This window comes from Plantactinospora endophytica (genome assembly GCF_016862915.1).
GTDB lineage: Bacteria > Actinomycetota > Actinomycetes > Mycobacteriales > Micromonosporaceae > Plantactinospora > Plantactinospora endophytica.
Window position 1 is genome coordinate 55,030 of the sequence record NZ_BONW01000013.1, and the last position, 24,496, is coordinate 79,525.

Annotated in this window: 25 protein-coding genes and 1 pseudogene; 18 read left to right on the forward strand and 8 right to left on the reverse strand. The window is 69.3% G+C overall.

Features of this window, described 5'->3' with window-relative positions; translation table 11 throughout:
- The first annotated feature begins 219 nt into the window (after window positions 1–219).
- Window positions 220–1,263 (forward strand): hydroxyacid dehydrogenase, encoded by a 1,044-nt coding sequence (locus Pen02_RS13245; RefSeq protein ID WP_203866298.1) that lies wholly within the window; start codon window positions 220–222, stop codon window positions 1,261–1,263.
- A 2-nt stretch (window positions 1,264–1,265) separates the two neighbouring features.
- Here Pen02_RS13245 and Pen02_RS13250 read toward each other — a convergent pair whose 3' ends face one another.
- Both Pen02_RS13250 and Pen02_RS13255 read right to left on the reverse strand, forming a co-directional pair.
- Window positions 1,266–1,712, reverse strand: coding sequence for a hypothetical protein (locus Pen02_RS13250; RefSeq protein WP_203866299.1), 447 nt, complete (start codon window positions 1,710–1,712; stop codon window positions 1,266–1,268).
- Window positions 1,713–1,985: 273 nt separating this feature from the next.
- The gene (locus Pen02_RS13255) at window positions 1,986–2,888 is read right to left on the reverse strand and encodes an NADP-dependent oxidoreductase (protein WP_203866300.1); all 903 of its coding nucleotides are present in this window, start codon (window positions 2,886–2,888) and stop codon (window positions 1,986–1,988) included.
- A gap of 104 nt (window positions 2,889–2,992) precedes the next feature.
- Between Pen02_RS13255 and Pen02_RS13260 the strand changes: the two genes are divergently transcribed.
- On the forward strand, window positions 2,993–3,391 hold the full coding sequence (locus Pen02_RS13260; protein ID WP_203866301.1) for a winged helix-turn-helix transcriptional regulator: 399 nt from the start codon (window positions 2,993–2,995) through the stop codon (window positions 3,389–3,391).
- Between the two features lie 606 nt (window positions 3,392–3,997).
- Here the strand turns inward: Pen02_RS13260 and Pen02_RS13265 are convergent.
- Entirely contained in the window at window positions 3,998–5,263 is a 1,266-nt protein-coding gene (locus tag Pen02_RS13265) for a hypothetical protein (protein WP_203866302.1), read from the reverse strand.
- 201 nt (window positions 5,264–5,464) lie between these two features.
- Window positions 5,465–6,046, reverse strand: a complete 582-nt coding sequence (locus tag Pen02_RS13270) for a type 1 glutamine amidotransferase domain-containing protein (protein ID WP_203866303.1) — start codon at window positions 6,044–6,046, stop codon at window positions 5,465–5,467.
- 604 nt (window positions 6,047–6,650) lie between these two features.
- On the opposite strand from Pen02_RS13270, the gene Pen02_RS13275 reads away from it, so the two are divergent.
- From Pen02_RS13275 to chrA, 12 genes and pseudogenes are all read left to right on the forward strand, one after another.
- Window positions 6,651–7,136: an SRPBCC family protein gene (locus tag Pen02_RS13275; RefSeq protein ID WP_203866304.1), complete on the forward strand. Its 486-nt coding sequence runs from the start codon at window positions 6,651–6,653 to the stop codon at window positions 7,134–7,136.
- Window positions 7,133–8,308, forward strand: coding sequence for a zinc-dependent alcohol dehydrogenase (locus Pen02_RS13280; protein ID WP_203866305.1), 1,176 nt, complete (start codon window positions 7,133–7,135; stop codon window positions 8,306–8,308). The genes Pen02_RS13275 and Pen02_RS13280 overlap by 4 nt, the downstream gene beginning before the upstream one ends.
- A gap of 106 nt (window positions 8,309–8,414) precedes the next feature.
- On the forward strand, window positions 8,415–10,412 hold the full coding sequence (ctaD, locus tag Pen02_RS13285; protein WP_203866306.1) for an aa3-type cytochrome oxidase subunit I: 1,998 nt from the start codon (window positions 8,415–8,417) through the stop codon (window positions 10,410–10,412).
- 166 nt (window positions 10,413–10,578) lie between these two features.
- Window positions 10,579–11,370 carry a DUF1963 domain-containing protein gene (locus Pen02_RS13290; protein WP_203866307.1) on the forward strand — a complete coding sequence of 264 codons (792 nt, stop codon included), beginning with the start codon at window positions 10,579–10,581 and terminating at the stop codon, window positions 11,368–11,370.
- A gap of 138 nt (window positions 11,371–11,508) precedes the next feature.
- A complete protein-coding gene (locus Pen02_RS13295) occupies window positions 11,509–12,219 on the forward strand; it encodes a DNA alkylation repair protein (RefSeq protein ID WP_203866308.1) in 711 nt (236 codons plus the stop codon).
- Window positions 12,220–12,604: 385 nt separating this feature from the next.
- Window positions 12,605–13,129, forward strand: a complete 525-nt coding sequence (locus Pen02_RS13300) for a hypothetical protein (protein WP_203866309.1) — start codon at window positions 12,605–12,607, stop codon at window positions 13,127–13,129.
- Window positions 13,130–13,493: 364 nt separating this feature from the next.
- Window positions 13,494–14,030 (forward strand): hypothetical protein, encoded by a 537-nt coding sequence (locus Pen02_RS13305; RefSeq protein WP_203866310.1) that lies wholly within the window; start codon window positions 13,494–13,496, stop codon window positions 14,028–14,030.
- Complete coding sequence (locus tag Pen02_RS13310) at window positions 14,027–15,238, forward strand: amidohydrolase family protein (protein ID WP_203866311.1); 1,212 nt, start codon at window positions 14,027–14,029, stop codon at window positions 15,236–15,238. The genes Pen02_RS13305 and Pen02_RS13310 overlap by 4 nt, the downstream gene beginning before the upstream one ends.
- A 162-nt stretch (window positions 15,239–15,400) precedes the next feature.
- Window positions 15,401–15,784, forward strand: a pseudogene (locus Pen02_RS42970) (class I SAM-dependent methyltransferase); the annotation flags it as partial.
- Window positions 15,765–16,259 (forward strand): Chromate resistance protein ChrB, encoded by a 495-nt coding sequence (locus Pen02_RS13320; RefSeq protein WP_203866313.1) that lies wholly within the window; start codon window positions 15,765–15,767, stop codon window positions 16,257–16,259. The pseudogene Pen02_RS42970 and the gene Pen02_RS13320, both read left to right, overlap by 20 nt.
- A gap of 5 nt (window positions 16,260–16,264) precedes the next feature.
- Window positions 16,265–16,687, forward strand: a complete 423-nt coding sequence (locus tag Pen02_RS13325) for a chromate resistance protein ChrB domain-containing protein (RefSeq protein WP_239140606.1) — start codon at window positions 16,265–16,267, stop codon at window positions 16,685–16,687.
- A gap of 105 nt (window positions 16,688–16,792) precedes the next feature.
- Window positions 16,793–18,172, forward strand: coding sequence for a chromate efflux transporter (chrA, locus tag Pen02_RS13330; RefSeq protein ID WP_203866315.1), 1,380 nt, complete (start codon window positions 16,793–16,795; stop codon window positions 18,170–18,172).
- Between the two features lie 194 nt (window positions 18,173–18,366).
- Here chrA and Pen02_RS13335 read toward each other — a convergent pair whose 3' ends face one another.
- Entirely contained in the window at window positions 18,367–18,840 is a 474-nt protein-coding gene (locus tag Pen02_RS13335; protein WP_203866316.1) for a MarR family transcriptional regulator, read from the reverse strand.
- 67 nt (window positions 18,841–18,907) lie between these two features.
- On the opposite strand from Pen02_RS13335, the gene Pen02_RS13340 reads away from it, so the two are divergent.
- Entirely contained in the window at window positions 18,908–19,294 is a 387-nt protein-coding gene (locus Pen02_RS13340) for a tautomerase family protein (RefSeq protein ID WP_203866317.1), read from the forward strand.
- 268 nt (window positions 19,295–19,562) lie between these two features.
- Here Pen02_RS13340 and Pen02_RS13345 read toward each other — a convergent pair whose 3' ends face one another.
- Window positions 19,563–19,937, reverse strand: a complete 375-nt coding sequence (locus Pen02_RS13345) for a pyridoxamine 5'-phosphate oxidase family protein (protein WP_443678479.1) — start codon at window positions 19,935–19,937, stop codon at window positions 19,563–19,565.
- A gap of 259 nt (window positions 19,938–20,196) precedes the next feature.
- Between Pen02_RS13345 and Pen02_RS13350 the strand changes: the two genes are divergently transcribed.
- The 3 genes from Pen02_RS13350 (at window position 20,197) to Pen02_RS13360 (ending at window position 22,180) form a co-directional block, all read left to right on the forward strand.
- Complete coding sequence (locus tag Pen02_RS13350; RefSeq protein WP_203866319.1) at window positions 20,197–20,829, forward strand: winged helix-turn-helix transcriptional regulator; 633 nt, start codon at window positions 20,197–20,199, stop codon at window positions 20,827–20,829.
- 280 nt (window positions 20,830–21,109) lie between these two features.
- Window positions 21,110–21,622 (forward strand): MarR family winged helix-turn-helix transcriptional regulator, encoded by a 513-nt coding sequence (locus Pen02_RS13355; protein WP_203866320.1) that lies wholly within the window; start codon window positions 21,110–21,112, stop codon window positions 21,620–21,622.
- A 93-nt stretch (window positions 21,623–21,715) separates the two neighbouring features.
- Window positions 21,716–22,180 (forward strand): DUF6069 family protein, encoded by a 465-nt coding sequence (locus tag Pen02_RS13360; protein ID WP_239140609.1) that lies wholly within the window; start codon window positions 21,716–21,718, stop codon window positions 22,178–22,180.
- Window positions 22,181–22,425: 245 nt separating this feature from the next.
- Here the strand turns inward: Pen02_RS13360 and Pen02_RS13365 are convergent, their stop codons facing one another.
- Window positions 22,426–23,292 (reverse strand): sugar phosphate isomerase/epimerase family protein, encoded by an 867-nt coding sequence (locus Pen02_RS13365; RefSeq protein ID WP_203866321.1) that lies wholly within the window; start codon window positions 23,290–23,292, stop codon window positions 22,426–22,428.
- A 10-nt stretch (window positions 23,293–23,302) separates the two neighbouring features.
- A complete protein-coding gene (locus Pen02_RS13370; RefSeq protein ID WP_203866322.1) occupies window positions 23,303–24,490 on the reverse strand; it encodes an ABC transporter substrate-binding protein in 1,188 nt (395 codons plus the stop codon).
- Window positions 24,491–24,496: the final 6 nt, after the last annotated feature.

The window sequence follows — 24,496 nt, forward strand, 5'->3', positions numbered from 1 at the left end:
GGCGTTGCCGGCAGCGCGACCGGTGCGGATGGGAGAGCCGCTGCCCCGTCGCGCTCGACTCGATCGCCGGCTGTTTCTGCACAGAGCACGAGGGTTGGTGCGCCGCTCACACATACGGCGGCGCACCACACCGTGGTGCCGGCACGCCGGCGATGACTCGCGTCGGGTACCTGCTGGTCCTTCCCCACTCAGCGTGGCCGGTTACGAAGGAGCTGTGCGTTGTCCCCATCACCCCGGGCCTCGTCGCCGGTGCTCGCCGACGCGGCGCACCGTCCGTCGGCCCTGCTGGTCATGCCGCGCGACCTGGTCGACGACGTATACGGACCGGAGGAACGTGCCCACCTGGACCGCCTGGTCCGCTGGGCCGGCCCGGACGCGACGGTTGAGCAGGTCAGCACGCGACCGGCGCTACTGGCCGACGTCGAGCTGCTCGTCACCGGTTGGGGCGGCCCCCGGCTGGACCGCACTCTGCTCTCCCACGCGACCAGGCTCCGTGCGGTCTTCTACGGCGGTGGATCGGTGCGGCCGATCGTCACCGACGAGTTCTGGGCCACCGGCATCCAGATCGTGTCGGCCGCCGCCGCCAACGCGGTACCAGTCGCCGAGTTCACATTCGCGCAGGTGACGCTGGCGCTCAAGCACGCCCACCGCTTCGAACGCGCGGTACGCCGGCTCAACCGGTTCCCATCCCGGCCGGCGGCGCCCGGCACGTTCGGCTCGACGGTCGGCATACTGTCACTGGGCCTGATCGGCCGCCTGGTGGCCCAACGGCTGTCCACACTCGACGTTCATGTGCTTGCCGCCGACCCGTACGTAGACGCCGCGAGTGCGGCCGTTCTCGGCGTCGAGCTCGTGGGAATCGACGAGCTGTTCCGCCGCGCCGACGTGATCACTGTGCACACGCCCTCTCTGCCACAGACCTCGGGGCTGATCACCGAGGAACTGCTCGCCTCGATGCGTGAGGGTGCCACGATCATCAACACCGCACGCGGTGCGGTGCTGGACGAACCCGCGCTGATCCGGGTCCTGCACCGGCGTCAGGACGTATTCGCGCTCCTCGACGTGACCCATCCCGAGCCACCCGAACCGGGCTCGCCGGTCTATACGCTGCCCAACGTGGTGCTCACCCCACACATCGCCGGCAGTATCGGACTCGAGCGGCGCCGCGTCGGTCGGCTGGTAGTAGACGAGGTCGGTCGCTTCGTCGCGGGCCAGCCGCTGCTACATCAGGTCCGCGCCGCCGATACGGCGCTACGCGCATGAGGTCAGCGATCGACATACGCGCCTCGACTACGGCCATGCGCGTCAAGCCGGACCACGAGCGTGTCCGAGTCGCCGAAGTCGAAGCTGACCTCCATCTCGGTGGACGCGGTCACCGTGAAGCCTTCGAGGAACAGGCGTTCCTCCAGCGGAGTCTTCGAGACCTCCGGGTAGTCGTAGTGCAACTCGCTGGGTACATGCGCGACAGCGAATGACTTGATCGACTCCAGGTCGGCCAGAGCGGCCCGGATGCCTTCCGCCGCTTGTGTCAATAAGGCGTCGAATGCGTAGCCGTCCAGGGCCGGCCCTGCCGCGATGAGTACCTCAGCATCGGTTTGGCCGTTCAACCTAGCTGGTCGAACCGCAGGATCGATGTCGATCGTGGCGAGCAACTGGTTCTCGTCATAACGACGTACCTCGCCTAGCCAGGAGTGACGCGCTACTACCTCCACCACCCGCTCCTTCGCAACGTCCTAGATCGCTTCGACAGTGGGCCCGATCGTCGATGCCAATCCGTACACGGCTGCACGCCCTCAATAGCAGGTTCGGAGGCGCGCGGCGTGCAACAGGCCGCTGGCGGAGTTCCACCCCGGCGATGTCGTTCACCTGACCAGGAGACCTGTTCACGGTCGATCAGGCGAAGACGCTCGCGCCACGCGGTGCGGTAGGCGTGGTGCGAGCGGCAGGCTCACCGTGGAGCGCGACGGCCGAGCTTTCGCTGCGGATCAGGGGACGATCACCACGCCGCCGCGCACGCCGCCTTGGGCCAGCCGGTCGTGGGCGGCCGCCGCGTCGGCGAAGGGGTACACGTCAGCGACCCGGAGCGGCATGTTGCCGCTGGTGACGAGTTTGACCAGTTCGCCCAGCCGGGATCCGTCCGGTAGCACCTCCAGCGCGAAGGTCCGGATTCCCCGCACCGGCTCCGGGCGAAGCGGGGGTGACGCGGCCACGTAGCCGCCGCCGTCCCGGATGAGGTCCAGCAGCGAGGGGCCGATCACCGCCAGGTCGATGACCGCGTCGAACGTCCCCGTCGGATCGTCGGCGCGCGACAGGAACGCCGCGTCCAGCGACTCGACGAACTCGCGGTCGTCGGCCCCGGCGAGTCCCGTGGCGTGCAGACCGGTCGCCCGGGCCAGCGCCAGAACGAACCCACCAACCTGACCGGCGGCGCCGGTGACGAGCACGGCCGAACCCGCCGGGAGCGCGAGCAGGTCGAGGGCCTGGGCAGCGGCGAGGCCGTTGGTCGGCAGGGTCGCCGTCTCGATGGCGGGGATGCCGGTGGGCGCGGAGGTCAGCCAGGCGGCGTCGAGGACTACGTACTCGGCGTGGGCACCGACCGTGGTTTGTAGCCACGGCGAGAAGCCGATGACCTCGTCGCCGACCGTAAACTCCTCGACCGATGGGCCGACCGCGTCGACGCTGCCGGCAACGTCCCAGCCGGGCGTGTACGGCAGACCGGTCGGCAACGGGGCCGGGAACCGGCCGGAGCGGATCATCAGATCGACCGGATGTACTACTGACGCCGCGACCCGCACCCGCACCTGCCCCGGCCGGGGCTCGGGCACCGGCACGTCGGCCACGTGCAGGACCTCCGGCCCTCCGAACTGTTCATAGCTGACTGCGCGCATCGCCGTCTCCTCCGTGGGATCTCGTGATCACCATGACCGTACGAATCATCGGCACTGTGAGAAAGTAGGTACCGTGGAGTGCCTAGGGCACCGGAGGAGGCAAGATGGCGACGACGACCGCGGCACAACGCCGCGAACAGGCCAAACGGGACTACGACGCGTTCCTGGAAGGTTGCCCGACCCGTGAGCTGCTGAGCAGGCTCACCGACAAGTGGGTCGCGCTGGTGATCCCGGCGCTCGCCAACGGCCCGCAGCGGCACGGCGAGCTCGCCCAGCGCATCGCCGGCGTCAGCCAGAAGATGCTTACCCAGACCCTGCGGACGCTGGAGCGCGACGGCCTGGTCACCCGCACGGTCACTGCCTCGGTGCCGGTCCGCGTCGACTACGCGCTCACCCCGCTCGGCCATGAACTGTTCCCGGTCATGATCGCGATCAAGAGCTGGGCGGAGACGCACATGGACCGTGTCTTCGAAGCCCGGGTCCAATTCGACGCACGCCCCTGAAACATCCGACGGTGATCACCTGAGGGAACCATTCCCGAACGGGGTGTCTCCTGGACCGTCGGCCCGGCCCGGGGCCCGAGGCCGCGCCCGTCACCGCCGACGTGGTGAGGATGAGGGTCGCGGCACGGCGCATCCACCAATGGCAAAATCCTTCTCTCGTACTTTTCCCGCGCCCATGACGCTAGCCCGCCCAGGAGTGGACATCGATAAGCAGTGACCCCGATCCGACAGCCTTCGGAGCCACATATCCACAGCTCAGGGCGGTTGTCTGGCCCCCAGGGAGCCGCCTTCCGGCCATGTCGATACGGCGGTGATCTGGAGCGTTCGTCAATGAGTTGACGAGTTCCACCGACTTCACGAGCACGATCCATAATTCGATGGAACCTTCATCGTTGATTGCACGACAACGAACTGCGGTACCGGAGGAAACCCTCTCCAAGGCGCCGTCGGCCAGCCGCCGCCTCGTCGCGGTCCGCAGTGGTCCGCGCCACCGTGATGGCCAGCCTTACCGGCGGAACAGCCTCCGACGATGTCGCCGTGCTGGCGGTCGGCGCCGCCGTGGGCAACGCTGCGACCGGGTCCTGATCGCAGCGCTCGCCGGGGCTGTCAGCCGGTCTCGCGGTTCCGCTCCGGCTCAGAGTTGTCTCTGCCTGGTGACCTGGGCTCGTCGCTCGGTCGCGGTCCGGCCCCGTCGGTCGGGTCCGGTCCATGCTGCTCGCCGGCCAGCTCCCCGTCGGGCTGATAGCGGTACGCCGCCTCCCGTACCGCCGAGTCGGACTCTAGTCCGGCACCGAGCGCGCCGCCGACTGTCGCCAGCGAGCTGGCCAGCCAGCCCAGCTTGATCTGGTGGGCGACGCCGGCCCGTTGGCCGGTGGATTCGGCGAGCAGATCCCAGGGGACGAGGGCGATCGTCCCGATGATGGTCAGCGCGGCGAGTGCGGCGTACAGCGCGAGAACGCCGATCACGACGGTGAGCAGGGTGACCACGTTGAAGAGGACGACCTGCTCCCGGGCACCCGGGCCGTGCGGAACCCGTTCCCAGAGGCGCGCGCCAAGCACCATGGTCAGCACCACCGCCAGGACGGAGCCGGCCGCGAGCAGGGCGAGCCGCAGGTTGCCCAGGGTCGCCGACAGCTGCCAAATATCGGCGCTCACCAGGGCGAGGACAGCGGTCGCGAAGGCGCCGACCAGTACCCGGGAGAGCCGGACGGCCAGTCGCCACGGCCGGTTCGCCCGGAGCATGCCTAGTAGCAGCCGCAGGTTGCCGCCGATTACTCCAGTCAGCAGGCCGATGCCGGACGCCTGGGGGTTCACGCGCGCGCCGAGTTCCCGGGCCCGCCGTCCGGTGGCCACGCGCCGACGGTGCGGGCCGGCCTGCGCCGGGTCGCCGACCGCGTCGGTATCGCCGAGCAGTGCCGCGAGGAGCCGGTCTCCGGCCTCGGCCATCCGCCGGGCCGCAGCGACGGGACCGAGTGCGGGCATGGAAAGGACCGCGACGCCGTGGGTGGTGCTGGCGTGCGCGACCACGGGTCGCCGCGCGGTCTGCAATGGCAGGTCCGTCACGCAGAGGACCAGCTTCCAGCCCTCGGTCAGCATCCGGCGCCGGGTTGCCTGGATGAGCTGGCCGAGGTCGGCGGGCCCTTCGACGAGCCGCGCCACCTGCAGGCGTACCGCCCAGTCGACCTGCGGGACCCGGCTGCGGAGCCGGTCGGCGAGCTCCGTGACGGCCTCCCGTGCCAGGTCGGCCGCGGCCCCAGGGGCAGCCACGACGCCCACGACGATGGACCCGCGCCCGGTCACCATGCTGTCGCCACCGGCCCGGCCGCTCATCCGGGCGCGGCGCCGGTCTGTGGCGCCGTCGTCAACACTCAAGGCCGTCCTTCAGCTTGATCATTGCCGTCTTCAGCCGCCCGGTGTTGAGCGCCAGCCAGATTCCGGCCGGTGGTGACAGTGCTGAGCAGCCGCCGGGCGGCGGCACGCGTGCCGCAGCGGCTCCAGCGGCCACTTGTAGCGGCACCGGCAACCGGACGGACCAGCAGAGGGCCGATCCTCCCGGTTCTGGGTCCCACCGGGTCAGGCTGTCGCCATCTGGCGGGTGTGTTTGCCCTCGGCGAACTCCTCGATCATTTTGGCGCAGAAGGCTGGGAGGTCGCTGGGGCTGCGGCTGGTGACGAGGCCGTTGTCGACCTGCACCTGTTGATCTACCCAGTTTCCGCCCGCGTTGTGGATGTCGGTGCGCAGGCTGGGGAACGAGGTGACGGTGCGGCCGTTGACGGTCCCGGTCTCGACCAACGACCAGGGGCCGTGGCAGATCGCGGCTACCGGCTTTTGTTGTTGGAAGAACGCCCGGACGAAGTTCATCGCCTGCGGGTTCATGCGGAGCCGGTCGGGGTTGACCGTCCCGCCGGGCAGCAACAGGCCATCGTAGTCGGCCGCGTCGGCCTCGTTCACGGTCCGGTCGACCCGGTAGCGGTTGGCCGGATTGATGTCCTGGTTCATCGACTGGATCTCGCCGGGTTGCAGCGAGATCAGGTGGACCTCGGCGCCTGCCTGCTCCGCGGCGGTCCGGGATTGGGTGTACTCCACGTCCTCGACCCCGTCGGCGGCGAGGCAAGCGACTCGTTTGCCGGTCAGTGGCTGCTGGCTCTGCGCCATGTTCTGCGGCCTCCCTTCGCGGCGCCGCCCCGTCGGCAGCGCATCGCCCGCTCGCGGTCGCCTTCCCGGCGCGGGCACCGGCAAACAGGCCAGCGAACGGCACTTTCGATCGAGGGCGGACAATCAGGTCACATGCCCGCAGCGGAGCGAGGGCCTGCGCGCGGAGGAACGTCCCGCTACGAGGGTGTGTTGCCTGTCGCAGCGGGTAACGCAGGCAACCGATCATCGGACGACGCGCCGACGTCTTTCTGGTCGACAAGGTGCCGCCGTCCCCACACCCCCGCCGGGGGCGCGGCCAGCCGCTGCATCGTCTGCGGATCGTCGTGGCCCGTCATTCCGACAGGGGCCAGCAGGTCATGGGTTCCGCGCCCGACAGCAGCTCTTTCCACGAACCAACTCCGCCGCGGTCCGGCTCGGCTCGGCGCGAACCGGCACGCGACACGCGTCACCGCTTCGTCCAGGGAGCGGTCGGTTGACCCGCTGTCGGAACTCACCGAGTGCCGGAATCACACATGCGAAGCCCACCCTATATGGGATGGTTTGCCTCTGAGGGACGCCGTTATCGACGGCGCCCGCACGAGCAGGTCAAGCGACGGGGGCGGACATGAGGTGGCTGATCGGCGGAGCGGTCGCGTTGGCCGGCGGGATGGTCGCCCGGCGGCTGTTCGGCGGGGCTGGCCGGGGCAGCGACCATTGGCAACGAGGTCAGGCACGGCCGCGCGGGCCGCGCTGGCATGTCGCGACGGTGAACCGGCCGGCCAGCGACGTCGCTCCGGGCGGACAGTTCCCCGAGCCGCTGGCCGGCCTTGGCGACGCCGTCGAGGTCCAGGTCCGGCCCGCCGCCGGCGACCGGGGCACCGAGATCGCCGTCCGGCTGCGCGACGGTGCCCGGCTTCCTGTTGCCGCCGCCCGGCGGGCCACCAGCCGGGATCCCGAGCAGGCGATCCGGGCCGCGTTGCGAGAGTCCAAGCAGCTCATCGAGACCAGTGAGGTTCTCCACCCGGACTATCCGCCCACCACCGAGTCGACTCCGTTGAACAAACCACTGCAGATGGCCACCCGACAGGGTCGACGGGAGGGACGGCTGTGAAGGCGCTCGTCTGGGAGGGAGCCAACGAACTCGCGGTACGGCAGGTTCCGGACCCGCAGATCCGCAACGAGCAGGACGCGATCGTACGGGTCCGTCGGACCGTGACCTGCGGGTCGGACCTGCACCTGCTCGGCGGGTACGTGCCGTTCATGGAACGCGGGGACGTCCTCGGGCACGAGTTCCTCGGCGACATCGTCGAGGTCGGCCCGCAGGTACGCAACCACAAGGTAGGCGACCGGGTCGTCGTCTGCTCGTTCATCTCCTGCGGCAAGTGCTGGTACTGCCAGCAACAACAGTTCTCGCTGTGCGACAACGGAAACACGAACCCGATGATCACCGAGAACGTGTGGGGTTCCGCGCCCGGAGGCTGCTACGGCTACTCGCACGCACTCGGCGGGTTCGCCGGCAGCCACGCCGAGTACATCCGCGTCCCCTACGCCGACCAGGGCGCCTTCACCGTCCCCGACGCCGTGAGCGACGAGCGCGCGCTGTTCGCCTCCGACTCCGCCCCGACCGGCTGGATGGGTGCCGACCTCGCCGGGGTGAAACCGGGCGATGTCGTGGCGGTCTGGGGCGCCGGCGCGGTAGGGCAGATGGCGGCCCGGGCATCCGTGCTGCTCGGCGCCGATCGGGTGATCGTGATCGACCGACTCGACAACCGCCTCGAGATGGCCCAGACGCATCTCGGCGTCGAGACGCTGAACTACGAGCAGCAGGACATCGGTGCCGAGTTGCTGGAGCGCAGTGGCGGTCGGGGCCCGGACGTCTGCATCGAGGCGGTCGGGATGGAGTCGCACAGCGGCGGCCCGCAACTCTGGTACGACCAGATCAAGCAGCAGTTGCGGATCGAGTCCGACCGTCCGGTCGCCGCCCGGGAGGCGATCTACAACTGTCGCAAGGGCGGCAGCGTGTTCGTCCTGGGCGTGTTCGCCGGGATGGTGGACAAGTTCCCGCTCGGCGCGCTGATGAACAAGGGCCTGACCCTGCGCGGCGCGCAGCAGCACGGACAGCGCTACATTCCGATGCTGCTGGAGCGGATGGCCCGCGGCGAGCTGGTCACGGAGCATCTGGCGACGCACACCATGCCGTTGGACGAGGCTCCGCGCGGCTACGAGATGTTCAAACAGAAAATCGACGGATGCGTACGGGCCGTCTTCCAGCCCACCAGCTGACCGGCACCGCCGACGCCACCGTCACCCCTGCCCCGCACCGCCGGTAGCTCGACCTCAACGGGTCTCCCTCGCCCGGCCAGTCCGCTCGTCGATGGGATGAACAGCGATGCGGAAGCAGGTGATCACTGAGCCCGGACGTGACCCAGGCCGGCTGATTCTGGCCCCCGCCCGATCCGGCGGGTACCCCGGGCCGATCCGCAAGGCCGTGCCCGGCAGCCAACTCCTGCGCCTACTGGGCACCACCGACGCCAAACAGATCGGACTGTTGTATCTGACCACGTCCTTCGGCTTCTTCCTGGTGGCCGGACTCGAGGCGATGCTGATGCGCGCCGAACTCGGCCGCCCGGGGATGCAGTTCCTCTCCCCGGAGCAGTACAACCAGCTGTTCACCTCGCACGGCACCATCATGATGCTGCTGTTCGCCACCCCGCTCGCGTTCGCGTTCGGCAACTATCTGGTACCACTGCAGATCGGCGCCCCGGACGTCTCCTTCCCCCGACTGAACGCGCTGGCGTACTGGCTGTATCTGTTCGGTGGCCTGATGGTGCTCGGCGCCTTCCTCATCCCCGGCGGCGGACCCGATTTCGGTTGGACGGCCTACCCGACACTGAGCCGCTACGAACACACGCCCGGCATCGGCGGCAACCTGTGGGTCATCGGTCTCGTCCTCTCGGGACTGGGCACGATCCTCGGATCGGTCAACCTCATCACCACGGTCCTGACCCTGCGGGCACCGGGCATGACCATGTTCCGGATGCCGCTGTTCACCTGGGCCATGCTCGTCACCGCCCTGATGGCCGTCGTCGTCTTCCCGCTGCTGGCGGCCACCCTGCTAGCCCTGCTCGCCGACCGGGTCCTCGGTGCTCACGTCTACGCGGCCGAACACGGCGGCCCGCTCCTGTATCAGCACCTGTTCTGGTACTTCGGCCATCCCGAGGTCTACATCGTCGCGCTGCCGTTCTTCGGCATCATCAGCGAGATCATTCCGGTCTTCAGCCGGAAGCCCCTGTTCGGCTACAAGACCATGGTGGCCGCACTCGTCGTGATCTTCCTCTATTCCCTGACCGTCTGGGCGCACCACATGTTCGCCACCGGCCAGGTTCTCCTGCCGTTCTTCTCCGCGTTCACCTTCATCATCGCCATACCGACCGGGATCAAGTTCTTCAACTGGATCGGCACCATGTGGAAGGGACAGCTTACCTTCGAGACCCCGATGCTGTTCTCCATCGGCTTCCTCGTCACCTTCCTCTTCGGCGGTCTCACCGGCGTCCTGTTGGCCAGCCCACCGGTCGACTTCCACACCCACGACACCTATTTCGTGGTCGGCCACTTCCACTACGTACTCTTCGGCACGATCGTCTTCGCCGCCTTCGCCGGGGTCTACTTCTGGTTCCCCAAGATGACCGGCCGGCTCCTCGACGAACGACTCGGGAAGGTCCACTTCTGGACCATGTTCCTCGGCTTCCACACCACGTTCCTGATCCACCACTGGCTCGGCAACGACGGCATGCCCCGCCGCTACGCCGACTACCTGCCGACCGACGGCTTCACCACCATGCACACGGTCTCGACCATCGGCTCCTTCGTCCTCGGCGCCTCCACCCTGTTCTTCATCTACAACGTCTGGAAGTCCTGGCGGTTCGGACGGGCCGTGGAGGTTGACGACCCGTGGGGGTTCGGTAACTCCCTGGAATGGGCCACCAGTTGTCCGCCGCCGCTGCGGAACTTCGACCGTATGCCGAAGATCCGCTCCGAGCGGCCCGCCTTCGACGCCAAGTACGGCCCTCTCGTCGCCGATCTCGGACGGAACCTGCCCGAGCGGGCCGCCAAACCACCCCAGCGGTTGCGGGACGAGGTGCGTCCCGAGCGTCAGGTGCCGCAGCCACCGACGGCGGAGGGCGCGCACGGCGCCGAGGGCGCCGTCGCGCACCATCCGCCAGAGCGGTCCGGCGCCCGTCCGGTGGAGGTGCCGGAACCGGAACAGGTACGCCGGCCAAGCTTCGAACACACCGACGAAGCCAGCGACAACCCGTTCGACGCAGAGCGCACCGGACCAAGCTCGGACCGGTGGCGGAACCCGAAGGGGAGTGAAGAAGAGAAGTAGCCGAGAGCCGGCGACTGGCTGCTCGCCGACGACGGGCCAGACAAGACGAAACAGGGGAATCAGTGTCGTGAGACCTCGCTAGTTATCGATCACCGACCCGCCGAAGAGCTACAGCCAGCACCGACCAGCCGACCCACCTCTGAAACACGGCCTCTAACATGCGCCCATGATTTCCGAGGCTGTGCAGAAACTTGGTCCATTCCACGCGGAGGCGGCCCGACGGGGCATCCCCGCCGCCGACGTGGAGCGGTGGTTGGACACCGTCCGCCCGTGCGCATCGCTGGGTCCTGAGGCGGACGGGCCGGTGGTGGGCCGGTGGGGCGGCAACCCGATGCTCCCGGCCGACCTGCCCCATCCTCCGTTCACCTTCGTCGCCGCGATCGACTGCGCGGCCCTGCCTCGTACGGCGACGGACCTGCCGCTGCCGCCCGACGGCGAGCTGCTGTTCTTCGGTGACCCCGACCCGGCCTGGGAGGACCGCCCGGCGGGCACGGTGGTCCACGTTCCCGCCGGCACGACGGTTGTCGAGCGGGGCCGAGACCTCGACCCCCAGTACGGCGACTGGACGTTGCCCGGGGCGAACCTGCGTCTGTCGATCGACCCCTCGCTGCCCAACCGCGCCGAAAGCACCGCTGAGCATTCGCGGGGCGAGGAACTCGGCGGTGCGTGGTGGAACACCGAGAGCGAGATCGTGCACAACGGAATGATGCAACTGGGCGGTTATCCCTGGGTGTGGAACCACGATCCGGTCAGGGAGGCGGCCAGGCGGGAGGCGGCCGGTGCGGGCGACGCCGCGTCGGAGGTGCCCGAGGACGACGACTGGGTGCTGCTGGCCGCCGGTGACGGCTCCTACTCCGACGAGGCGGGAGAGTCCGACCTGATCAACTGGGTGATCCGCCGGGCCGACCTGGCCGCCCGGCGGTTCGACCGGGTCCACGTCGTGATGGACGGCATGTGATCGCGGCCCCGTACCGGGTGGGTGCCCGGCTCCGCCCGAGCGGGGTGACCGGAATGGGTGGCCGCCCGACTTCGACAGTTACCAGCCGCCGCCGTCGCCACCGTTCCTCGTACCGGCGTGGCGGTAGCCTTGCAGGTCATGGCCACGACCGCCGACGTCCGCCGCGAACTCGCCAGCCTCGCCGACCCACACCGCGCCGAGCGAGTGAGCCGGTTCTTGCAGATGACGCCCGGCGGATACGGCGAGGGCGACCGGGCCATCGGTGTGACGGTGCCCGAACAGCGCAGGGTGGCCGCCCGGTACTGGCGCGAACTCTCCCTGGCAGGGACGACGCAGCTGCTGGGCAGCACCGTTCATGAGGAGAGGCTGACGGCACTCTTCATCCTGGTCCGGAGATTCGCCAAGGGAGACGAGGCGGAACGCAGCCAGATCTTCCACATCACCCTGGCCAACACCGGCCGCATCAACAACTGGGACCTCGTGGACTCGTCCGCGCCGTACATCGTCGGCCCCTGGCTGATCGACAAGGACCGGAGCGTCCTGGACCGGCTCGCCGAGTCGAGCCTGGTGTGGGACCGACGCATCGCCATCATGGCGACTTTCGCCTTCATCAAAGCCGGGGACTTCCAGTGGACCTTCCGACTCAGCGATCAGCTCCTGCACGACCCGCACGACCTCGTCCGGAAGGCCGTGGGCTGGATGCTGCGCGAGGTGGGCAACCGTGACAGGGCGGCGGAGGAAGAGTTCCTGGAACGCCGCTACCGGGTCATGCCGCGAGTCACGCTGCGGTACGCGATCGAGAAGCTCGATCCGCAGCGACGTCGCGACTACCTGTCCGGCGCGGTATAGGTGACCGGGCCGGCCCGTCGTCTTACACCCGGGTCCGCATAGCCGCCTGGGCCTGGGAATCCGGCCTCGTGTCACATCTCTGACCGGCGGCGCACCGTCGCAGGCTCCCGGGGCGACCGGGTCGCCACCGTCCTTCCCCGGCTGCCGGGGCGGAGCCGGTCAGGGCGCGGTCCCGCCGGGTGACACGCTGCTCCTCGGCCGGTCAACCAGCGTCGCAGGGATCGCTCAGGAAAGCGGAACAAGACACCGGGCGGCGGGTCCCCCCGGAGAGGGAGTCCATTCCCCTCCGCCGGGGATGAGGTGTCGCCCGTCGGCGCAGACCATTGGTGCATGACGGTCGACGGACGAGTCGCGATGACGTCGGGCCTCGAGGATCGGAGCACTCGTGACCTCCACCGACACTGGACGTACCTGGGCTGCGGCGCCGTCACCCTGGGCCGTCTGGGCCGCCTACGCCGTCCCGCTCTGCGTGCTGCCGTCCGCGGTCTGGCGAGTGTCCCTCGTATTCACCGACGAGGCTGCCACCGCGTGGTACATGATCTTGCTCTCCGCCCTGTCGACGGTGCTCGCCCTGGCGACACTCGGCCTGGTGCACCGCTGGGGCGAACAGGTTCCGCACTGGGTGCCGCTGCTCGGAGGCCGGCCGATCCCGGCACGCCCGGTCGTGATCCTCGCCGTGGCCGGCGGGGCACTGCTCGTCGCCATCACCGGGTACATCGTGCTGAACCAGACGTTCCACTTCGTGCCGCGCGGATGGGTCGGAGTCGGCCGCGACGAACCCGCGCACCCGGTACCCGGCTGGGAGGTACTCCGCTACTACGTCCCACTGATCGCCTGGGGTCCCCTCGTGCTGGCCGTGGCCGCCGACTACCGTCGGCGCGTCAACCTGGTTCGGGCACCGGCGCGATAGCGTCTCGAACCGCTGGTGGACCTGCCGGCCACCGGGCCGACCCAGGCTCGGCGTGGCCCCCGACGCGATCTCCAGCGGGTTCGTGTGCTGGCCAACACACCGCGAACAGCCCCCGCGATGACCACCTGGCGAGCAACTCATCCGAGCCGGCCGCCTCCTGAGACCGATCGGGCGGAGCGACATGGGAACCCTCGGTGCCGACGCCATCGTGGACCCGACCGCCGTCTGGAAGAGGCGGGTGCCGGCGGGCGCCGTGGTGTGGGTCGGGGCGTACGCGGTCGTGCACGCATGCTGGGCGGTCCGCGGCACGCCCCGATTCGCCGAGCCGGGTGAGTCCTTCCTCCCCGGTGGGTGGCATCCGGTGGTGCCCTCGGTGCTGTCGACAGTGGTGATCCTGCTGATCGAATGGGGCGCCGGATGCGGCCGCGTTCATGACCCGTCGTCGGCACTGCGAGAAGCTCCGTCACCGTACTGGGCGTATCTCGCCGGATACCTGGCGGTCGCCGCCTGCCTGGCACGCTTCGGCGCGGAGATCGTGCACGGTTTCGTGTCGGGCAAGGCACCGGAGATCTCCTGGACGTTCATGACCGCTTTCGTCGTCGCGATGCTCCTCGCCGGCACCCTGCTGCCGATGGCCTTGCCGCACCGCTGGGGTCGGTTGTTCCGCGGAACGAGCCCGACGGCGTGCTCCGGCGTCGCCGGTCGACCGCCCGGGTTTGCGATGACCCCGGTGCTCGGGTCCTGCCGTTGCTGCGGGAAGCAGCGGAGTTACACACTCTACGGCGCCGGACTGCTGGTGGCGCCCGCGTCGTACGTCGGGCCGACCAGGCCCCGTGTGCGCGGGGCGCCGTCAGCCGCCAGTCCGGTCGGAACGGTTCAAGATATCGGGGAGGGTCGATGACGAAGCGTGCTGTCCGAGCGGCGCGGATGTTCGACGGTGAGCGGCTGGTGGACGGCGGGGTGCTGGTCCTGCTGGAGGACGGGCGAATCGCCGACGTGCACCGGGGGTGGGCGGAGGTGCCGGAGGGCTGGTCGGTGCGCGATGTGCCGGACGGCACCCTGCTGCCCGGTTTGGTCGACGCGCACGTGCACCTGTGCGCCGATGCCGGGCCCGACGCGCTCGGCCGGCTCGCCGAGCGTTCCGAGCCCGAACTCGACGCGGTCGTCGAGGCGTCGCTGCGGGCGCACCTGGCGGCCGGCGTCACGACCGTCCGGGATCTGGGTGACCGGCGCGGGGCCGTGCTCCGATGGCGGGACCGGAAGGTGCGCGACGACCTGCCGACGGTGGTGGGGTCGGGCGCGCCGGTCACCAGCGTCGGCGGGCACTGCTGGTCGATGGGGGGCGAGGCGAGCGGCGTCGACGGGATCATTGAGGCCGTACGCCAGCGGGCGGCGGCCGGCGCAGATCTGGTGAAGGTGATGGCCAGCGGTGGGGTGTTCACGCCTGGTACCGACACCACCCGGCCGCAGTTCAGCGACCAGGAGCTGACTGCGGCGCTGACCCGGGCGCACGATCTGGGTCTGCCGGTGACCGCGCACGCGCACGCGCTCGACGCGGTCGAGCAGGCGCTGCGCGTCGGTGTCGACGGCATCGAGCACTGCACCTGCGTGACCGCGACCGGCGCTCACGTTCCCGACGAGCTCGCGGACCGCTTGGCCGCGTCCGGGGTCGCGGTGTGTGCCACGCTCGGTACCGACCCGGCGGTGGTCACGCCGCCGGAGGTGGTGGCGATGGCGGCGCGGGCCGGGCTCAGCGAGGCCGCGCTGCGCGAGGGCGCCGCCACCCTGTACCGGGCCGGAGTCCGCCTGGTGGCCGGATCGGACGCGGGACTCGGCCCTGCGAAGCCGCACGGGATTCTGCCGGAGACCCTCGTCGAGTACGTCGCATCCGGCATCCCCGCCACCGCAGCCCTCGCCGCCGCCACCTCGGTCGGCGCCGAGGTGTGCGGCCTCGGGCGGCGCAAGGGCCGCGTCCAACCCGGATTCGACGCCGACCTACTGCTTGTGGACGGCGACCCGAGGAGCGACATCACGGTACTGCGCCACCCGCTCGCCGTGTACCGCGCCGGTGTCCTGGCCCGGGTACGCCATGAAGATGCCCCGCGCTGACCGCCGGTACGAAGCATGAGGCCCTTTCAGCCGGGCGGAGCCCCGCGACCTACGACCGGATCGGCGGCGGCTACCGGCGGGTACGCCGGCCCGATCCGCGGCTGACCGCGCTGATCCGCGACGCGCTCGGCGGAGCGCAGCGTCGTCAACGTCGGTGCGGGCGCTGGCTCCTGCGAGCCGCCTTACGTGGACGTCACCGCGGTCGACCCCTCCCGAGTCATGCTCGAACAGCATCCCGGCCAGCGCGGGGTACTGGCCCGCGCGGAGCAGCTTCCCTTTGGCGACGAGCGGTTCGACGCCGCGATGGGGGTGCGAACCGTGCACCACTGGCCCGACCTGTACCGCGGCTTGACCGAGCTGCGCCGGGTATCTCGCCGGCAGGTCGTCTCCACCTGGGATCCGGAACACTCGGAGGAGCTGCGGCTGGTGCGGCGGTACCTTCCCGGGGGCTGCGGGACGACCACTAGACCCCAAGATGCAACCGTGGTTACAGTAATCCTCGTTGCGTCAGACGGAGGTGGTGGCTGTGGGTTCGGAACCGGGTGAGTGGGTGCTGCTTGCCTACCGGGTGCCTCGGGAGCCGTCGTCGCCACGGATCGCGATCTGGCGGCGGCTCAAGCAACTCGGCGTCGCTCAGTTGGTCGATGGCCTTGTTGGGCTGCCTGCCGATGCGCGAACCCGCGAGCAGTTGGAGTGGGTTGCCGACGATGTGCTGGCCGCGAACGGTACGGCGGGTGTGTGGCTGGCGCGGCCGGCATCGGCTGTGGCGGAGCGTGAGCTGGCTGGGCAGATGGCGGCGGCCCGCGCGGTCGAGTACGCGAAGCTCGCCGCCGAGGCCGACACCTCCACCCAGCTGGCCGGGCCGGCGCGGGCTGCGGCGGTCCGCCGGTTGCGCGGGGAGCTGCGCCGGATCCAGCGTCGGGACTTCTTCGCGCCACCGGAGCGGGAGGCCGCCCAGCGGGCGGTCGCCACACTCGCCGGTGAGCCGGCGACGGAGCCGGTGCACGGCGGTGCGTCGTGAGGTGGGTGACCCGGGCCGGGGTGCACATCGATCGGGCCGCCTGTGCGTGGTTGATCCGCCGGCATGTCGACCCGGAGGCCGAGTTCGTCTTCGTCGCGGATCCGTCCGAGGTGCCAGCCAACGCGACGCCGTTCGACATGCGCGGAGTTGACCTGTCGCATCACGGGTCGGACTGCACGTTCGAGACGATCCTGCGCCGTTACGACCTCGCCGACCCGGTGCTGTGGCGGATCGCTGAGATCGTGCACGAGGCTGACATCGACGACGGACGCTACGACGCGCCGGAGGCGGCCGGCTTGGACGTCGCGCTGCGCGGCCTGTCCATGATCTGCGACGACCCCCGGGTCCTGGAGCTCACCGGGCCCCTGTTCGACGGCCTCTACGAATACCACCGTCGCGCCCTGCTTCTCGGACGCACGCCCGCATAACCCGCCCACCCCACGAACGCGACGCTGCCCGAGGTGTGCGCGCGTTGGATCCTGCCCGTCTGCCCGAGATTGACCGGCTGCCCCGATCGAGATGGAGGTCCTGCGGTGACGACCATCGAACCACCGGCAACCCGCGACGTCGTACCCTTCGGCCAGGCCGTGAAGGCGTGGTTCACCATCTCGTTGCAGACCTTCGGCGGACCGGCCGGGCAGATCGCCGTGATGCAGCGGCATCTGGTCGACGAGCGCCGCTGGATCGGCCAACGCCGGTTCCTGCACGCCCTGAACTACTGCATGCTCCTGCCCGGTCCCGAAGCCCAACAGCTCGCGATCTACGTCGGCTGGTTACTCAACGGCACCCGAGGTGGTCTCGTCGCCGGGACCCTGTTCGTGCTCCCCGGGCTGGTCGCGCTGCTGGCGCTGTCGGCGATCTACGTCGGCTACGGCGACGCCCACACTGTGACCGCCCTGTTCGCCGGCCTCGCCCCGGCCGTGGTCGCGATCGTCGCCCAAGCGGTGTGGCGGGTCGGCAGCCGAGCCCTCACCAACAGGGTGCTGGTCGGGTTCGCCGTCGTCGCGTTCGTCGCCCTGGCCGTGTTCGGCGTGCCGTTCCCGGTCGTCATCGCGCTCGCCGCGCTCGCCGGCTGGGCCGTGCACCGGTGGCAGCCACACCTCGTCACGGCCGGTGGGCACGGCGGCAACGGCACCGACGGGCCGGCACCGTTGATCCCGGACGACGCGCTGCACCACCACAGCCCGTCCGGTCGGCGGGCCGCCACGATCCTCGCCGTCGGACTCGTCGCCTGGTTCGCCCCGGTCGCGCTGGTCGCCGCGACCACCGGGGTCGGCAGCGTCTACACCCAGCAGGGCCTGTTCTTCTCCGGCACCGCAGTGGTCACCTTCGGCGGCGCCTACGCCGTCCTGGCCTATGTCGCCCAACGGGCCGTCGAGGACTACGGCTGGCTTTCAGCCGGGGACATGGTTCGCGGGTTGGCCCTGGCCGAGAGCACCCCCGGGCCGCTGATCATGGTGGTGCAGTTCGTCGCGTTCCTCGGCGCCTACCACCACCCGGGCAGCCTCGACCCGTGGGTTGCCGGAGTGGTCGGGTCGCTGCTGACCACCTGGGTCACCTTCGTGCCCTGCTTCCTGTTCATCCTCCTCGGCGCCCCCTACGTCGAACGACTGCGCACCAACCGCACCCTCTCCGCCGCGCTGACCGGCATCACCGCCGCCGTCGTCGGCGTGATCGCCAATCTCGGCCTCTACTTCACCGTCCACACCCTGTTCGCCGACAGCCGTACGATCAGCGGCGGGCCGCTGCGCCTGGAACTGCCGGAGTTGGCCACGGTGCGGTGGATACCACTGGGCATCGCCGTCATCGCCGGTGTGCTGATCTTCCGGCTCAAATGGTCCGTCCTGCGCGTACTCGGGGTCAGCGCCCTCCTCGGCCTCACCGCCGGGCTGGCCGGCCTACCCATCACCTGACGAGCCACAGAATTGGCCAACCAGACCTGGACGCCAGCGCGACCAACGGTCCACATCAACATGGACCGACCCTGGTCGACGAGCCGTCCGCTTGCCAGGCCCGCATCCGGTCCTTGACCATCTGGAAGGCCCGGGCCAGGTGCTTCGTGCACAGCAGGATCTCGCCGTCGGCGTCGGCTACCTCGCCCGTGCTGTCAACCGTTCGCTGGTGCCGTTTGCGCCGGGGTCGAGACGGCTGCCTCGTACCTGAGCAAGGTGTCGACGAATGTGCGTTGTTGTGCCGGGCTCAGCGGTGCGAGGGCCTGTCGCCATGCGTGGGCACCTGGAGACAGCCACTGGGCGATGGCGGGGCGGCTCTCAGGGCTGATGTCAACGATGCGGCGGCGCCGGTCGGTGTCGTCCTCGCGCCGTACCAAGACTCCTCTGCGGCTCAGATCGCTCACGATCAGGCTCACCGTGGTCGGTGCCACACCCAGCATCCCGGCCAGTTGGGAGACGGTCAGCGGGCCGTCGAGTAGGAGCAGGGACAGCATCGACAAGTGCCTCGGCGCCAGCTCAAGCGACCGTAGCTGTTCCGGCAGAGGCAGCCGTTTGACCCTGCCGACCAACCTTGGCATCACCAGGAGCAACTTCCTGACCGTGTCGTCCGTGGTGTCAGGTGTTGACATCCGCCCACCTCCCAAATACCTTTGCATGCAAAGCTAATTTGCGTTCAAACCGTTCCCGGAGGATGGTATGCCCCACCTCAGCGTGCATGTGCTGGAGAGCGACCTGGCCGGCCGTGAGACCGCACTGATTCGGAACCTGACCGATGCGGTCGTCGCCGTCTATGGGGAGTGGGCCCGAAGCATCGCGGTCGTGCAGTTGATCGGCCTGCCTCCCGGTCGTTGGGGTATCGGCGGCAATCCGGCAGAGGCACCCTCACCCAGCGTCACGTTCGGCATCAGGGAGGCGGCGTTCAGCCGGCCCGACGCCGACGAGATCGTTGCCCGCCTCGTGTCCGGAGTCACGGACGCCATCGTCGACGTCCTCGGGGAGCGCGTCCGCGCCGGCCTCACGGTCGAGTTCGTAGGCACCCCGGCCGGGCGGACAGGAATCGGCGGAGTTGTCGTCACGTCATAGGGATCATTCAAGTGCCGGAGCCGGTTACGAGCGCCCAACGACACTCGATCGGCGCCCTCTACTCCGGCGATACGCGCGCCAAGACTCCTTCAGTGCCCCGTGGCCCAGGCCAAGGAGATCTCGGTAGGCCGAACAGATCGATCTGTGGCCTGCCTCTACCGACAGACGTGTTGCCGGTGCCTGCGAGGATCGCCGCGTTGCCTCCGCTACGCCCTGATCGGGCCGCCACCAAGCCTCCGGCACCTGCGCACGCCCTCGCCTGAGCCGGCTATCCCTCGCCGCGCAGGGCCGCCTGGACGGGTTCGGGGGTCATCGCCGGGAACCGTTCCTGGAAGTCGAGGACTCCGACCCAGGTGGGGCGCAGGCCGATCCGGACCATCCGCAGGCCGGGCTTGTCGATCGCCTTCACGTAGGCGTCGCCCACCTCGTCGCCCATTCCCGCGCGCTGGATGGTGGCGTACTCGGGTAGGACGCCGTCGACCTCGGCCAGGGTGACCTTCCCGCGCAGCATCAGTACCTGTGGAAGCCCTTCGGCAGTGTCGATGCAGACCGCCACGTCGGGCCGTGTCCGCAGGTCACGGACCTTGTAGTTGCCGGCGAACGCGCCGACGACCAGTTCCTCGCCGGTCCACAGGAAGTTCACCGGGATCAGTCGAGGGGCTCCGTCCCTGCCGGTGTATGCCATGCGCGCTACCAGGGGCGTACTGAGCAGGCGCTGCGCGATGGGGGTCTCCAACAGCTTCACGTCACCTTGTCGCAGACCCGTCGCGGGGGTGTTGGGGAGGCTCATGGGAGCCAAGCTAGAGGGTCAGCTCCTAGAAAACAAGCAATGCTCCTTTATTAGGAGTGACAGGTAGTCTGACGGCATGAGCGGCATGCGTAGCTATGGGGATCCGTGTGGCGTGGCGCGTGCACTGGATGTGATCGGCGAACGGTGGGCGGTGCTGGTGGTGCGCGACCTCCTGCTCGGCCCCAAGCGCTTCAACGACCTGCTCGGCGGCCTGCCCGGGATGAGCCCGAACGTGCTGAGCCAGCGGCTCCGCGAGTTGACCGAGCACGGCGTTGTGCGACGGCGGGACCTCGGACCACCGACCCGGGTCCACCTCTACGAACTCACCGAATGGGGCCGGGCCCTGGAGCCCCTGCTCCTACAGCTCGGACGCTGGGGAAGCCAGGCCCGACCAATACCCGAGGGTGCCCTCGGCGCCGACTCACTGCTGCTCAGCATCAAGGCGGCCGTCGACCCGGCTCGGGCTGCGGACCTGCGTGGCGTCTACGAGCTCCACATCGACGCCGACACCTACCTCGCCGAGGTCGTCGACGACTCGGTCCGGATCCGCCGCGACACGGCTTCCGGGCGCCCCGACGCGACGCTCACCACCGACCTCGACACCCTCCGAGCCGTCTGCGACCGCCGGATCACCATGGCGTCGGCAGTGGACTCGGGGACGCTACGCCTGAACGGTGAGCCATCCGCCACACGGCGCCTCACCGATCTCCTCCTGGCCCCGTTCACGTCCGCGTCTCAGCGCTGATCGAGCGATGCGGACGGCGGGTGGTGGGGGCGACGGCCCCAGCGGCGGTTTCCCGCCCCGACCCTGGACGTTCCGGAGGTCGGCCACCTGATCCATGGCCTGCGACCACCACCGTCATGCTGCTCCCTGGGAACCGGGGCAGAGGTGGGCCGGCCGCACGAGGAGTTGGTGTGCTATCCCGTTGAGAGGTTCCTGGTGCCCGGTGGGTGGCGAGGAATGAGAACTTCTTTCGAAGTTCGATTGGTTCGATAGTCGAAGTGTTCTAGGATCGGAGCGTTAGATGTCGAGGCGAACCCGAGACGAGGTGATCGTCGACCTGATACGGGCGTGGCGTGCCGCGCGTCTACAGACCGACCTGCTCGACGACGCCGCCTTCCACAAGCTGGGGATCAACCGGACCGACGGTCGTTGCCTCGACGCCCTGAGCGAGGGGCCGATGACCGCCACCGCCCTGGCCACGGCCTGCGGTGTCACCGTCAACGCCCTGACCACCGTGGTGGATCGCCTGGCGGAACGCGGGCTGATCGAGCGGATCCGGGACACCGTCGACCGCCGTCGGGTGGTCATCCGACTCACCGAACTCGCCGACCACGTCAGCAATCAGCTGTACGGACCGGTCGTGGCCTGGTCGATCAACAACTTCAACCGGTACACGACGAAGGAACTGGAGATCCTCGAACGCTTCCTCACCGAGGGACGCGAGTTCCAGAAGCAGCACATGGAGTACATCCGCGAACTCGACCTCTCCTGGGAGCCGGGCAACCCCGACCTCGATGCCACACCGGCACCGTGAGCAGCGAACACGCCAGCCACCGGCGTACCCACTCCGGCGGCGGCGCCACGACCTGGGGCGCCTCCGCCCCATCAGCCTTCGGAGGCAACCATCATGAGCACGACACGACAGCGGGTCCTGCCACAATCCCGGCGGCACCTCATCCGCGCGGCAGGCGTGATCGGAGCCGTACTGTCCGCGATCCTGGTCTACGCCGTCGCGGTCACCATCGGCGCCCAACCCGAAGTACCGCAGACCTTCGGATCGCGGACCCTGCGACCGCTCGAGTTCGGCGAGGTTCTCGGCGCGGCCACGATCGCCAGCCTGGCGGGTTGGGCCCTCCTGACCATCCTGGAGCGCTTCACCGCCAAGGCGATAACGATCTGGACCGTGGTGGCCGCCATCGTGTTCCTCGGCACGCTGCCGTACATGCCCGGGTTCTCGGCCGACAGCCGAGTGACTCTCGTGCTGATGCACGGCGCGCTGGCAGCAGTACTCATCTCGGTGATGCGACAGACCTCCGCTCCTGCTGGCCGACCCGGTCCGACCACGGACTCGGCTCAGCGACGAGCGAGCTGATCACGTAACGGATTCTCGTGGGGTGGGTTCTGCCAAGCGGTGGCGAGTGCGGGCGTTGGCCGTGGTTGGTAGGGGATCTTGTTGCGGAGCATGGCGAACAGGGCGTCGCAGCGGCGGCGGGCGAGGTCCGCGGTTCCCCGGCAACTGGGCGTCTTCGCCGTCGGCCGTACCGTCAACCTCAGGACCGCCCGTTCTCAACTGCTCGGCGGCATGAGCTCGGGCGTGACCCAGGTGAGGGCGATGGATCATCCGTTTCCATCGAGGCCGAGGAGTCGCCGCAGGTAGATCAGGCCGTCCGTGGCGAGCCGGTCCTGGGTTTCGGCGAGCGGACGCCAGATCGAGGCGGCGGTCGCGACGGTCTCGTTCTCCGAGGTGAACGATTCGATGCAGATCGGTCCCCGGTAGCCGGTGTTCCGCAGGGCAGCGAGAAAGCGCGGCCAGTCGAAATGGTCACGGCCCGGCGCGCCGCGATCGGTTCCGCTGACCTGGACATGCTTGATGTGCGGGCCGGCGTCGTCGATCGCGGCGTACGGGTCGGCCTCCTCGATGTTCATGTGATAGGTGTCGATCATGATGCCGACGTTGTCGGGCAGCCCCTCGCGTAGCTCCAGTAGCTGCCGGATCGTGTTGGCCACGCTGGTCTCGTAGCGGTTGAGTGCCTCGATGCCGAGGCTGACGCCGTGCCGTCCGGCGTACTCGGCCACCGGCGCGAGGTGGGTCCGGAACTCGGTGTAGCAGGCGGTGCGTTCGGTCGGGGACATCCGCCAGGTACGGCCGACGGCGGCGTACAGCGGGCCGCCGACGACCGGTGCGCCGAGTGCCGCCGCGAGGTCGACGCAGTGCCGCAGGTAGGTCTGAGTCCGGGCCACGGTGCCGGGATCGGTCCGGACCAGGTCTCGCCCCGGCGGGGTCACCGCACAGACCCCGGCCAGGGCGAGTCCGTACCGGTCCAGCAGTGTCCTGGTACGGTCCGGGTCCCAGTCGCCGACCTGCTCGACCGGCAGTTCGACCGCGTCGAAACCCCACTGCGCGATTCTCGGCAGCAGGCCGCTCAGGGCGGTGTCGTCGACCGGGGACGACCACACCCACGGGTTCACCCCGATCGGGAACACCGCGTCTCCGTCACTTCCACCGCTGCGGATAGCCCGGCAGGTCCGTGCAGCCGCACATCGCGTAGTGCAGCGGCGGCATGGCCTCGTCGACGTACCGGTCGAGGTTGTCCTGGGTGATGGTCGGTTGCGGGAGTTTCCACGGGCTGGAGACCGGCTCACCGCGCAGGATCTTCAGCGCGGCCAGGACCGGGGTCCGCCACTGATACGTCGGGTATGTCGGCGCGATGGCGGTGAGTTGCTTGTCCTTCCATAGCTTGAGGAAGTCGAGCTGGTCCTCGCCGTTGATCGCGGGCAGCGGTTTGCCGGCGTCCTGGAACGCCTCGACCGCGGCGACCGCCGTGGCGCCGGCGTCCATCCAGATGCCGTCGATGGTGCCGTGCCGTTGGAGGTAGTTGGTGACGATGGTCTTGGTCTTCGCCGGGTCGCCGTCGGTGAACTCGACGCCGACGACGTTGACGTTCGCCTTGTCGAACTGGACCTTCGCGGCCGACCAGCGGGTCTCCAGTACGTCGACGCCGGGCAGGATGCGCAGGGCCAGGACCTTCCCGCCGGAGGGCACCTTCTGGCTGAGGAACTCGGCGCCGACGTGTCCGAAGCCGTACCCGCCGATGGGGTTGATGAAGGTCACCGGGCAGTCGGTGTCGACGCCGCGGTCGAAGACGACCACCGGTATGCCCTTCGCGCAGGCCGTCTCGACCGCCGGGGTGAGCGTCGCGGTGGTGTTCGGTGAGACGATCAGGGCGTCACAGCCCTTGCCCAGCAGGTCGTTGATGTCGGTGATCTGCTTCGGGTCCTTGCCCTCGGCGTCGACGTGTACGAACTCCTTGATCAGCGCCCGCTGGGCCTCGACCTCGGCCTGCATGGTCTTGAAGCCCACCTGCCGCCAGGGGTTGTTCAGGGCGGCGTTGGAGAAGCAGACCTTGTACGGCCCCGGCTTCTTGTACTTCGCGGTGTCGACCGGGCGCGGGTCGAGCACCTGCTCCCACGGCCGGTCCGCCGGGCCGGTGGCGGTCGCGCCCAGCAGTGCGATCTCCCGGTCGTAGTCGGCCTGGACGAAGAACTTCGACTGCACGCCGGTGCCGGCGTCCGCCGTCGCCCCGGACTGCGACGGGTTCGGCGTGGGGGTGTCGGTGGCGCAGCCGGCAAGCACGAGCGTCGCGACCGACGCCAGCGCCACCGCGATACCGGGTCGTCTCATCGATCT